This window comes from Kribbella albertanoniae (assembly GCF_004348455.1).
In the GTDB taxonomy this organism is placed as follows: domain Bacteria; phylum Actinomycetota; class Actinomycetes; order Propionibacteriales; family Kribbellaceae; genus Kribbella; species Kribbella albertanoniae.
The window spans coordinates 16906-28837 of sequence record NZ_SMKA01000087.1; the positions used below are offsets into that span (position 1 = coordinate 16906).

The 11932-nt window shown below is 67.9% G+C and carries 10 protein-coding genes; 3 read left to right on the forward strand and 7 right to left on the reverse strand.

Annotated elements, in window-relative coordinates; all coding sequences use genetic code 11:
• Positions 1-75 precede the first annotated feature (75 nt).
• The 4 genes from E1261_RS19830 to E1261_RS19845 form a co-directional block, all read right to left on the reverse strand.
• Entirely contained in the window at positions 76-1173 is a 1098-nt protein-coding gene (locus E1261_RS19830; protein WP_132408512.1) for a glycosyltransferase family 4 protein, read from the reverse strand.
• On the reverse strand, positions 1170-2393 hold the full coding sequence (locus E1261_RS19835; RefSeq protein WP_238176318.1) for a M48 family metallopeptidase: 1224 nt from the start codon (positions 2391-2393) through the stop codon (positions 1170-1172). Before E1261_RS19835 ends, E1261_RS19830 begins: the two co-directional genes overlap by 4 nt.
• Positions 2386-3852 (reverse strand): hypothetical protein, encoded by a 1467-nt coding sequence (locus E1261_RS19840; RefSeq protein ID WP_132408514.1) that lies wholly within the window; start codon positions 3850-3852, stop codon positions 2386-2388. The genes E1261_RS19835 and E1261_RS19840 overlap by 8 nt, the downstream gene beginning before the upstream one ends.
• A 98-nt stretch (positions 3853-3950) precedes the next feature.
• Entirely contained in the window at positions 3951-5000 is a 1050-nt protein-coding gene (locus E1261_RS19845) for a C40 family peptidase (RefSeq protein ID WP_132408516.1), read from the reverse strand.
• 261 nt (positions 5001-5261) lie between these two features.
• Here E1261_RS19845 and E1261_RS19850 point away from each other — a divergent pair, with 261 nt between their 5' ends.
• Complete coding sequence (locus E1261_RS19850; RefSeq protein ID WP_132408518.1) at positions 5262-7514, forward strand: ATP-binding protein; 2253 nt, start codon at positions 5262-5264, stop codon at positions 7512-7514.
• Between the two features lie 179 nt (positions 7515-7693).
• Here the strand turns inward: E1261_RS19850 and E1261_RS19855 are convergent, their stop codons facing one another.
• From E1261_RS19855 to E1261_RS46895, 3 genes are all read right to left on the reverse strand, one after another.
• Positions 7694-7924, reverse strand: coding sequence for a hypothetical protein (locus E1261_RS19855; protein WP_132408520.1), 231 nt, complete (start codon positions 7922-7924; stop codon positions 7694-7696).
• Between the two features lie 126 nt (positions 7925-8050).
• Positions 8051-9358, reverse strand: a complete 1308-nt coding sequence (locus E1261_RS19860) for an NYN domain-containing protein (protein WP_132408522.1) — start codon at positions 9356-9358, stop codon at positions 8051-8053.
• Positions 9351-9476 (reverse strand): hypothetical protein, encoded by a 126-nt coding sequence (locus E1261_RS46895; RefSeq protein ID WP_272948594.1) that lies wholly within the window; start codon positions 9474-9476, stop codon positions 9351-9353. Before E1261_RS46895 ends, E1261_RS19860 begins: the two co-directional genes overlap by 8 nt.
• Positions 9477-9547: 71 nt before the next feature.
• Between E1261_RS46895 and E1261_RS19865 the strand changes: the two genes are divergently transcribed.
• Together E1261_RS19865 and E1261_RS19870 are read left to right on the forward strand one after the other, a co-directional pair.
• On the forward strand, positions 9548-11323 hold the full coding sequence (locus tag E1261_RS19865) for a DEDD exonuclease domain-containing protein (protein WP_132408524.1): 1776 nt from the start codon (positions 9548-9550) through the stop codon (positions 11321-11323).
• A gap of 287 nt (positions 11324-11610) precedes the next feature.
• Positions 11611-11932 (forward strand): hypothetical protein (locus tag E1261_RS19870; RefSeq protein WP_202874858.1); only part of this gene is annotated, 322 nt, incomplete at its 3' end.

Genomic DNA, 11932 nt, shown 5'->3' on the forward strand with positions numbered 1-11932 from the left:
AGAGCACGAAGCTCGTACGGCTGCTACAAGGCTGAACATCGGATGCATAGAACGGAGAGTACACGACGGAACCAGCTAGATGTCCAGTAGTTCTCTCAGCGTGGCCCCGGACCGTCGCCAGGTCCACTGATCCTGGACCCACTGTCGACCGGCGGCCCCCATCCGCTGAGCCTTCGCCGGATCGCTGAGCAACTCCACGATCCGCACGCCGACCGCCACCGGGTTGTACGGGTCGACCAGATACCCCGTCTCACCATGCCGGACCGTATCCGCGGTCCCACCCGAATCCCCGATCACCACCGGCTTCCCCACGGCGGACGCCTCCAACGTGACAATCCCCAACGCCTCAGGCTCGAACCCGAACCGCCTGGTCCGCGTAGGCATCGCAAACACATCAGCAGCATCGATGTACGGCGGAATGTCGTCCCAAGCCACCGCCCCGGCGAACACCACCGACTCCTCGACGCCGACGCTCGCGGCCAACTGCTCCAGCCGACCGCGATCCGGCCCACCCCCAACCAACAGCAGCGTCGCACCCGGCACCGCACCCAACACCCCAGGCCAAGCCCGAATCAACGTGTCCTGCCCCTTCCTCGCGACAAGGCGGGAAACACAAACCACCACAGGTCCATGCTTAGCCTCTCCCCCGCATCCCGGGAAGAAGCGCTCCGTGTCTACCCCCGGCGTCAGGCGGCGCATCCGGCGTACTGCGTCCGGTGACAGGGCCGGGGCGATCTGGTCAGCACACCAGGACGACACTGTGGTGAGCGTGTCGGCCGCGTCGGCGATCTTTCGGAGCAACTGTCTCGTGCCGGGTACGCCCGCCCACCAGGTCTCGTGACCGTGGCTGATGGCAACGATTCGGTGGGCGCCGGCCCGTCGGAGTGCCGGGCCCATCAACCCCAGTGGCGCCGCGGCACCGAACAGCACCCGGTCGGCGCCGTACTCGCGCATCAGGCCCACCGTGCGCCGCGTAACCCTCGGTGTCGGCAGCAGCATCGACGTCCGATCCCGGATCACCGGGAACGGCAGCGCCGCGTCGTACTGGGCATCACCGGGCTCACTCGACGTGTACACGACCACGTCGGGCAGCTGGGAGCACAACGATCGGACGAAGGTCTCGATCCCACCCTGCCGCGGCGGGAAATCGTTGGTGACAACGAGAACCGTCATCGCGACGGAACCGACGAGCCGTGCGCCGCGGCCCAGGCGCGCCCCATCGCGATCCGCTCCGGCGCGGTCGGGTGCGAGGCGAACATCCAGTACCGCCAGCGGCTCGGCGTCAGCCCGGAGATGTTCGTCACCGCCAGGTTGTGCTCCATCGCCACGAAGTTCTGCGGATCGTTCGTCAACCGCAGCGAGTGATAATCCGCGCGGGCCTCGATCCGCCGGCTGACCAGATTCTGCACCGGCCCGGAGACCGTCGTACCGATCGCGATCAGCGCCAGCAACGCCGCCGTACGCCGGGGATCCGCCATCCTTGCCCCGAGCAACGCCCCCAACAGCACGACCGCAAAAGCAGCACCGAGTACGCCGATCAGCGTGCCATGCAGCACATCATCCTCGGCCGCATGCCCGAGCTCATGCGCCACCACCAACCGGGTCTGAGCCGGCGGCGTCTCCTTCAGCAACGTGTCGTACACGACCAGCCGCCGCGTCGATCCGAAGCCGGAAACGTAAGCATTCAGCGCAGTCGTCCGCCGAGACGCGTCAGCAACCAGCACGTCCTCGACCGGTACGCCGTCCTCCGCCGCGAGCCGCAGGAAGTCGTCCCGCTGCGGCCCTGCCGGCATCGATGTGAAGTTGTTGAACCGCGGCTCGACCAACACCGGATAAGCGAACGACACCCCAAGCACGAGAAGCGCAGTAACAATGGCCGCAGGCAACCACCAGCCCGTACGACGACGCCGCGCCAGCCCGATCAAACAGACAGCGATCGCGGTAATCGCCAGCGCGACCAGCAGCCAGTTCACCGCGCGGTCGCGGGCCCACAATCCCCACCCTTGCACCGACAGCCCGTACTCCCGCAGGATCCGCTCGGCCAAAATGTCGGTGGGCAAGGTGATGATGCTGGTGAGCAGTCCGAGGCCGGCGATCAGCAGCGGTACGGCGACGTACCACCGGCTGATGCGGAGAGCGTCGTACAGGCGGCGCCCGAGCGGGCTGAAGCCGATCACGAGAGGAACCAGCACCGACAGCACCCACGAAGTCGTTGACCACGGCAACAGCTCGGCGCGGAACGCCTGCTGGCGGGCGATCTCGGCCTGCGTGAAGTCCAGCGCCGGATCGGGCGTCGGCAGGTCGATCAGGTGCCAGGGGGTCGTGGTGACGATCACCACGACCAGTGCGGCCGCGAGGACGAGAGCCGTCAGCCGCGGCGCCCACTTAGACACCAGCAAGTCTCCTGAGGTACTTCTGCCACTCGACGACGAACTCCTGCTCGGTCATGCCCAGCGTCGACTTGAACGCATCGGCCAGCCCGGTCGAGCTCTTCGACGCGTGCACCGCGCGATAGAACTTCACCAGCGCGCTCTGTCCCTCGCGCTCGGCGATCAGCCGGCAGGCCAGCCACGCGGACTCATACGCCTGGGACAGATCGGCCGACGACGCGGCGAACGCGTTCGTATCGGGAAGCGCGGCCGGGACCTTGCCGGCCCGGATCGCCTTGAACAGCTCCTTCGCGGCCGACTCGTCCTGCACCGGCACGGCGGTGAACGCGACGTAGTCGGCGAACCCCTCCGCCAGCCACAACGGCACCGGCGACGCGGTCGCCGTCGACGCGACGTGCGTGGTCTCGTGGGTCAGCACGATCCGGCGGCCCTGCTTGCCGAGCTCCTCGAACAGCTTCGGGTTGGCCACGATCCGCACCGGCGCACCAGTCTGCGGCTGATCGAGCTCCGCCATCGTCACGGCAGCGATCTGCGTGTACGTGTTCGGTGCGGCGCCGAGCACGGCCTCCATCTGGGACTGCTTGGCCGGCAGATACACGACCACCTTCTGCGGCCACGCCTTGCCCCACACCTTGCTGACCGAAGTGACCGCCCGATCCGCGACCGCGACGTACGCCTTCGCCTGCGCCTCGGACTTCAGGCTGATCACCAGACTGCGGTTGCCCTTGGCGACATCGAGCGCGCCGAGCGTCCAGACCGGACGCCGCTGCCCCGCAACGAAGCGATCCGAGAACGAAGCGGCGTACGTCTTCCCGTCCCGGGTGACGAAGGTGACCGGGAGAATCGCGCGCGCCGGCTTCACGTCGTACCCAGTGAGCTGCCAGGAGACCTCGACCTGCGCGAGCCAGGACGCGGTCCCGCCGAGCTCGGCCGTGCGATCGGGCGGCAGCGCAGCGATGTCGTCACTGACGTAACGGAACTGGAAGATCCCGATCGGGAGCTGCTCGAGATTCGCGAAGATCGTCCGCGCGCTGGCCTTGAAGGCGGTCGACTGCGGATCGACCGTCTCGAGGAAGTCGCTGCGGTTCTCACTCTTCACCGCGTCAGCCATCGCCTGCAGTACGGCGCCACCGTCGGTCGCCCGCTGGACACCGGCCGCTGCCTCGTCGTCGGGCGTGGTGGAAGTCTGCGGGTCGTGCGAACCGACCGGCGCATTCGGATCCGTGGGAGCGTCGGCCACCTGCCGCAGCCCGGCATACCCCGCCCCGGCCACCAGAACGACCGCGAGGCCGATGGCAACCTTCTTGACGATCACTCCGCTGAACGGCGAAGGCGATTTCGGCTCCACCGGGCCGAGCTGATCCGGGCCGAGGTGCTCAACGGCAGGCATCGGCACGGTATCGCCCTGCTCGTCGATCACTTCGACCCCTCGCTGCTCACCTGCCCCAGTCAGGCGCGACACTACGTGCCTCCTCCGAGAGTAGAGCACTTGGACGGTCGTGAAACGACTCGGCTCCGGGGCCGAGACCCCGGAGCCGGTGAGTATCGCAAGCTGACGGGTCAGCCCGGACGAACGGCCGTGTTGTACGGCATCGTGCTGATCGACGAGGTCTCGACGCTCTTACCCGGGCGCGGAGCGTGCACCATCCGGCCGTTGCCGATGTACATGCCGACGTGGGTGATCGGGCTGTAGAAGAAGACCAGGTCGCCCGGCATCAGCTGGCTCTTGCTGATCCGGCGGCCCTCGTTCGCCTGCGCCTTGGACGAGTGCGGCAGTGAAACACCAGCCTTGCCCCAGGCGTACAGCATCAGGCCGGAGCAGTCGAAGGAAGTCGGGCCCTCGGCACCCCACACGTAGGAGTCGCCGAGCTGGTTCATCGCCGCCTGGACGGCGATCCCCGCGCGCCCGTTGGCCGGGACCGGCAGGTCGTCCATCCGGTCGCCGTCGCGGCTCGGACGCTCGTTCCGCGCCTTCTCGGCTTCCTTCTCGTTCTCCAGCCGGATCCGCTCGCGCTCGGCGTCGCTGAGCTTGCCGAGCACCTTCTCCGCAGCGTCCAGGTTGGCCTTGGCTTCCGCGATGAGCTTGTTCTGCTGAGCCTGCACCGCCTGCAACTGCGCCAGCTCGCTCCCGGCGCTGGCCTGCAGGTCGGCGATCTTGCCCTGGGCGTCCTGGAACTTCCGCAGTACGGCGTTCTGCTGCCCGGCGAAGGCCTGGGCGGTGGAGGCCTGACTCAGGAACTGGTCCGGGTTGGAGGACAGCAGCAGCTGTGCCGTCGTCGACATCCCGGAGGTCTGGTACCCGGCGACCGCGAGCGAGCCGATCTGACGCTTCACCGCGTCGACCTCGCCCTGCTGCTTGTTGACCGCGGTCTGCAGGGCCTTCAACCGAGCCTGGGAGGAGCTGATCTGCCCGCGCAGGTCGTTGGCCGCCTCGCCGGCTTCCTCGGATTTGTGCTGCAGAGCGGCAACCTGCTTCTTCGCCTCTTCCAGCGTGAGCTTCGGATCGGCGTCCGCGCCCGTCTGGATGAACAGCACACCTGCCACGACGGCGGTGCTGGTGATGGCGGCGAGGGCGATTCCCTTGGTGCGGTTGATGCGTCCGGTGGACACAGCCCGGTCGGTCCCTTCCTCTGCTCGACGCCGTCCCCGTCAACCACGCCGGTGGTTCTACAGGCTTAACGCCCGTACCACCCGCGAGGTCACTCCCTCGGCTTCCGCGCTGCCCGGCCGGTCCTATCAACCGGCACCCTGAGGCAACAGGACGTAACAGTAGTGACCGTTTCGTGACCGGTGCAATTCGCCCCTCGGGTTTGATCCAAACTTAACGTCGGGAAACAGCGGTTACGATGCCATCTCCATGAGCCTGGGGGTGTGGTGACCGAGATCGGCCGGCAAGTCCGCGCGTTACGTCAGCGCTCCGGCCTGACGCAGGAAGAACTGGCCGAAAGATCAGCACTCTCCGTGCGTTCACTGCGCGATCTCGAAGGCGGCCGCGTCACCAAGCCGCGGTCCCGGTCGATCCGCCAGATCGCCGACGCCCTCGAACTCCCCGCCGACGAGGAACGCCAGCTGCTCGCGTTGCTGTCGGACACGTCTGCGGAACCAGCACCCTCCGCGCCGTCCGAGCGGATCTCCCAACTCCCGGCCGACATCGCGAACTTCACCGGCCGCTTCACCGCGCTCCGCGATCTCGACCTGCTCGTCTCGGACGAGCCAGGCTCACGCACCGTCGTCATCTCGGCCATCGGCGGCGCCGGCAAGACCGCGCTCGCCGTCCACTGGGCCCATGGGGTGACCGCTCGGTTTCCAGATGGGCAGCTGTACGTCGATCTGCACGGATTCGCCCCCGCTCAGACACCTCTCGAGCCGGCCGAAGCCCTCGGTCGCTTCCTGACCGCCCTCGGGGTCTCGAGGGCCGAGCAACCGATCACGCTCGACGAACGCGCGACGCTCTTCCGGTCCCTCGTTGCCGATCGGCAGTTGCTGCTGATCCTCGACAACGCGGCTACGGCTGCCCAAGTACGTCCGCTGCTCCCCGGCTCGCCGACCTGCGCCACGCTCATCACCAGCCGCGACCACCTCACCGGACTCATCGCCCGCGACGGAGCAACCGCCGTACAGCTCGATGCACTGGCGGAATCCGAGGCCGGAGAGCTGCTCCGCCGAATCATCGGCGACGCCCGCGTCGACACCGACCGTCCGGCAGCCGCGGACATCATCGAACTGTGCGGACGTCTCCCCCTCGCGCTTCGAGTCGTCGCGGCCAACCTCGCCTTCGACAAGCATCGCTCACTGCGGGACGTGGCCGACGAGCTCGCGTCGACCGACCGGCTCGACCAACTGTCACTGCCGGACGACCCCGCTGCCTCGATCCTGCCGGCGTTCGAACTCTCGTACCGGCCGCTACCCGACGACCTCAAGGTCCTGTTCCGTCGCCTCGGCCAGCTGCCGGGTTCGTCCTTCGGCCTCAACGTGGTGGCCTCCCTCATGGCCACGCCAGTCACCAGCGTCGACCGTCAGCTCAGGCAGCTGGTGACGCTCAATCTGGTGCAGGCACAAGCTCAGCAGCGCTTCGTACTGCACGACCTCGTCAAGCTGTTCGCCCAACGCTTCCCGGCCCCGGACAAGACCGCCGGACGCAGAGCGCTGGACTACTACCTCCAGTCGGCCGACCGAGCCGGCCATTCCCTGCGCCCCGCACGAGTCCGAACGCCGATCGACCCTGTTCCCGACGGCGTCGTACCGGAGAGCTTCGGTACGGCGGACGCCGCGCTGCGCTGGTGCGCAGACGAACTGCCGAATGTTGCCGATGCCATCGACCTGGCCACGAAAATCGGCGAGTACCGGCACGCCGTCCAGCTGGCAACGGCCATGATCGACTATTTCCAGATCCATCGGGACTGGGCGGTCTGGCTGTCAACCCACGAGCGCGCCCTGGAAGCCGTCGTCCGGCTCGGCGACAAGGAACGCGAAGGCATCCTGCTCCGCGACACCGCTCTCGCGTACCGGGACCTGCAGCAGTACGACAAAGCCCGTGAGCTGCTGGCGGCAGCCATCACGATCGCCCGCGACAACGCTCATCGGCTCCCGCTCGCCAGGGCCTTGAGCACACTGGGCGTGCTCGAGATGGATTTGGGCGACAACGCAACGGCGATCGACCATTTCCAGGAATGTGCGGAGATCGCCGCGCAGGACCAGGACGGCTACGCCGCGGCCATCGCCGACCTGAACCTCGGCTTCGCTCACCTACGCGCTGACCGTGTCGAGGAGGCAGGAGCGTACTTCGAGAGCGCGCTGGCGGCCGCGCAACGCCTAGGACTGGCCGAGATCGAGGGAGCGAGCACAGGTGGGCTCGCAGAAACCCTGCGACTGACCGGTCGACATGAAGAGGCCTTGGACCGCTTTCGGGAGTCCCTCGCGCTGGGTGAGAAGAGCGACAATCCGCGCCAGCAAGTGGATGCGCTCTCTGCGATCGCCATCACCCTTGGGGAGCTTGAGCGAACGGATGAGGCCCGAACCGCCTACCTGTCAGCTGTCGAGATCGCCCAGCGTCGTGGTGATCCGCAACTCGAGGAGCTGCAGATGGCCCTGGACGAGCTTGATGCGGGAGAAACCACCGAGTGACCGTATGAATGGACTGGTGGGCGAATGGACTGGTGGCGCGCTCACCAGTACCGGTTGATGGTGGCTGGGTCAGCCCCAGCCCGAGTCCCAAGGTTTTCTGCGGTTGTTGAAGGGCATGGCACGAAGCTACTGATGGTCATCGCCGCCTGACAGGCGGTTGACCGGCAGTTCAGCGGCAGTCAGGTGCCGGTTGCCGTCTCCTCGGTGGCTGACAGGACGGTGTCCACGGCATGGACGAGCCGCAAGGGTGGCACCAGGCCCGACTCGGCCAGTACGTCGAGCGCCGCGCGCTCCTCGTCGTCGATCCGGATGGAACCGGCCCGCTCAGCGGCGAAGCCGAGCACCACCGTCACCACGCAGTCCTGGCAGCCCGGACCACGCATCACACAGGCGTCGCAATCGATCAGCACAACGTCCTCCAAAGTGGGGAAGCACCCGGACTTGCATCCGGCTGAGAAGGACGCTAGAGAACCCCGCCGACAGTTTCTGATCGCCTGCCGATCGACCGCCGATCGCCCGCCGATCGGCCGCAGCTCTCAGGCGCGGGCGATCCGGCTGATCAGGCTGGTCGCGGACAGTGAACGCGCACCGAGTTTTCCGACACTCTCGGCAACCTCCCGATCGGTCGAAACGACCACGATCGGCCGCCCCGGCGGCTCAGCGCGCACCAGTTGGCGGATCACCTCGTCAGCGATCACACCGGCCGGACTGAACCTCACCCTGACCCCACGCGGTGGATTCAGCTGCACCGGACCGGACAACTCGGCGCCGTCGAACACGACCGTCACTTCGATCCGCCGCTGCGCAACCAACGCACCGAGCGCCGTGACGAGGCGCTGCCGTTGCGAGTGCAGTGGCGACGTCGGCCACGCCGTCTTCGTCACGTTGTACCCGTCGATGATCAGATGCACCTGCGGCAACGCCAGCAGCTCGTCGAACAGCGCCGGATCGTCCTCAGGCGCAGTCCGCCCGACAGGGGCAGCCGTTGGCTCAGTCCCGGCAACCGTGTCGGCCGGTCGCAGCTCACCACCCGGTGGCAAAGCCAGCTCGCGACGCAGACCGCTCGCGGCTTCGATCACGGTGTCCAGCAACAGCCGGGTACGCGTAGAGGCCAGTTCGCGCTCCTGTCCCGCCGTACGTCGGGCTGCGTGCTCGACCGCTTCGAGTTCGGTGATCCGCGCCCGCAGCCGACGGACCTCACGTTCCACCTCGGACCGCGCTGCGTCGACGCGCTGGTCGGCGGTCTCCGCTTCGGTGGTGCGTAGTTCGAGATCGCTCTGCAACCCGGTGATCCGTTGCCGGGCCTCGTTGAGCTTGCGCCGCAGGGTGACGTTCTCGGCCTTGAGCTCGTTGACCTGTTCGCGGAGCCGTTCGCGGACCTGGCGGGTCTCGGTACGGGCCTGATCGAGCTGATCCGACAACCGACTGATGGCTTCGTCGTCCGCCCGTGGCGTCTCGACCGGCAGTTGGGCGGCCGCGGCGATCCGCTGCTCCCACTCGTCCGGGCGCAGCAGGTAGGCCAATGCAGCCACCTCGACCGGGTCTGCCATCGGCACCGGGATACCTTCAGCGACCGCATCACCGAGCTCCGCGTGCTCCCGCCGTACCTGGAAGGCCGTCAGCCGGCGGAAATGCTCGTCGGTCTCGAGGATCGGGCCGAGCACGGACGCCGAGAGCTTGGCACGCTTGGCCGGGGCGAAGCTCGCGAACCGGCGCAACGGCGCCGGGACATCGGTCGCGGGAAGCTGGCCGAGCGCCTGCGCGGCAAGAGTGAGTACTCGTTGCCGGACGGGTTCGGGCAAAGTCGTAGCGGCGGAGCTCGCGGCGGTGCCTGCCTCAGTCACCGGTCCGCAGTCCGGCTGGGATGACGGCCATTGCCCGCGGCCCGTGATGCAGACCACAGCGAACCGGCACGAAGGCCTGCCGCCCTCGACTGTCCGCCGTGATCGCCTGTGTACGCATACCGAGAGCGTAGTCGACTCCTTCGCGTGTCACCTGCGGAATTGTCGGTGGCGCCTCTTAGCGTCGTTGCCATGACCAGCCCGCCCCCGCCGACAGCGCTGCCGATCCGGGGCGTCCAGCCGAGTTTCGACGACCTCGGTACGCCGCTGCACAGCATCACGTTCTGTGTGGTCGACCTGGAGACCACCGGCGGCGCGCCCGGCGAGTCCGGCATCACCGAGATCGGCGCGGTGAAGGTGCGGGCCGGTGAGGTGATCGGCGAGTTCCAGACGCTGGTGAATCCCGGTGAGCCGATTCCGGCGTTCATCGCCGTCCTGACCGGTATCACCAACCCGATGGTTGCCTCGTCACCCCGGATCGACTCGGTGCTGCCGGCCTTCCTCGAGTTCGCCCGCGGCTGCGTGCTGGTGGCGCACAACGCGCCGTTCGACGTGGGCTTCCTGAAGCACGACAGCCTCGTGCACGGGTACGACTGGCCCGACTTCACCGTCGTCGACACCGCGCTGCTGGCCCGCCGCGTGATCACGCCGGACGAGGCGCCGAACTGCAAACTCGGGACGCTGGCCAAGCTGTTCCGAACCACCACGACCCCGAACCACCGCGCCCTGTCCGACGCCCGCGCCACCGTCGACGTGCTGCACGGGCTGTTCGAGCGGGTCGGATCCCTCGGCGTACAGACTCTTGAGGATCTGCAGACCTTCAACTCCCGCGTCGCTCCCGCAGTGCGAGCCAAGCGGCACCTGGCCGAGTCGTTGCCACATGCACCTGGTGTGTACCTGTTCACCGACGACCGCGGCGAGGTCCTGTACGTCGGCAAGTCGAAGGATCTGCGCAACCGGGTCCGCTCGTACTTCACGGCGTCCGAGACCCGCAACCGGATCGGCGAGATGGTCGGGATCGCCACCAGCGTCCGCGGTATCGAATGCGGTACGTCGTTGGAGGCCGAGGTCCGGGAGCTCCGGCTGATCGCGGAGCACAAGCCGCGGTACAACCGGCGCTCCAAGTTCCCGGAGCGGCAGCACTGGCTGAAGGTCACGGTCGAGCCGTTCCCCCGGCTGTCGCTGGTCAAACAGGTGCGTGACGACGACGGCGGCTACCTCGGCCCGTTCAGCTCCCGCAAAACCGCCGAGCGCGCCATGGCCGCCCTGCACGAAGCCTTCCCGATCCGCCAATGCACAGCGCGGATGTCGCGGACACCCCGGCTGTCGCCGTGTGTGCTGGCGGAGATGGGTCGCTGCGTGGCGCCGTGTGACGGCCGCATCTCAGCCGATTCGTACGGCGAGTTCGTCAACAACCTCCGATCCGCCCTCACCGCCGATCCGACCCCGGTCATCAACGCTCTCGACCGGCGCATCGACGTACTGTCAGCCGACGAGCGCTTCGAGGACGCCGCAGTACATCGGGACCGGCTGAGCGCCTTCGTCCGGAGTTCGGCCCGGATGCAGCGGATGGCCTCCGTCACCAGCTGCGCCGAGATCTGCGCAGCCCGACGCACGGACGACGGCGGCTGGGAACTGCACGTAATCCGCCGCGGCCGCCTGGCCGCAGCCGGCATCAGCCCGCGCGGGACGGACCCACGGCGCTACCTCGACATGCTGAGAGCCTCCGCCGAAACAGTCCTGCCCGGCATCGGCCCGGTCGCCACCGCCTCCCCTGAAGAGATCGACCTGGTCCTGCGCTGGCTGGACCAGCCCGGCATCCGCCTGGTCGAAATGGACGGCACCTGGACCTGCCCGATCACCGGCGCCGGCCGCCACCTCACCCGCATCGACAACGCCAACGCCGACCTCCACCACCCCCCCGAACGCCGCCGCCTCCGCCCCCTCGGCCCAGCCCGAGCCAGCTAAGCGAGCCAGCTAAGCGATGCAGACGCTCGACGGATCGTGCTGAAGACCTCGCACGCTGAAACCCAGCACTCTGAAACCCAGCCATCGAAAACCCAGCGCTCGAAGGCCCAGCGCTCTCCCCCGGTACGACGGCCCGCCAGTGCCCGCGTCTGAAAGACCCAGCGCTGCAGGACGTGCGCGGATCAGGACGGCGGTACCGCTAGAACGGCGGCGGATCCGTGAGCGGCTGCGGGTTGGCAGGCGGCGAGTTGCTCGGTAACGCGTTGGCAGGGTCGCTGGATAGCGCGTTGCCTGACGTCGGCTTGCCCGGCGCTGGGTTCTCGGATGCTGGGTTCTCGGACGGTGAGGTGCTGGACGGCAGGCTATCGGGCGCAGGCTTGGCCGATGGCGCAATCCCGGACGACGCCGTGCCGGGGAACCCGTTGCTGGACGACGCCGTGCCGGGGAACGTGTTAGTGGACGGTGGCGCGCCAGGGAACCCGTTGCTGGACGATGCCGTGCCAGGGAACCCGTTGCTGGATGGTGCCGTGCCGGGGAACGCGTTGCTGGACGGCGGCCGAGAGCTGTTGGGCGGGAGCGGCGGGACGTCGTACGGGGGTGGTGTTGGGC

Bases quoted from the DNA above. Each gene is read 5' to 3' on its own strand.
- E1261_RS19830 (WP_132408512.1), bottom strand. From the start codon at position 1,173: ATGACGGTTCTCGTTGTCACCAACGATTTCCCGCCGCGGCAGGGTGGG.
- E1261_RS46895 (WP_272948594.1), bottom strand. From the start codon at position 9,476: ATGCGTACACAGGCGATCACGGCGGACAGTCGAGGGCGGCAGGCCTTC.
- E1261_RS19865 (WP_132408524.1), top strand. From the start codon at position 9,548: ATGACCAGCCCGCCCCCGCCGACAGCGCTGCCGATCCGGGGCGTCCAG.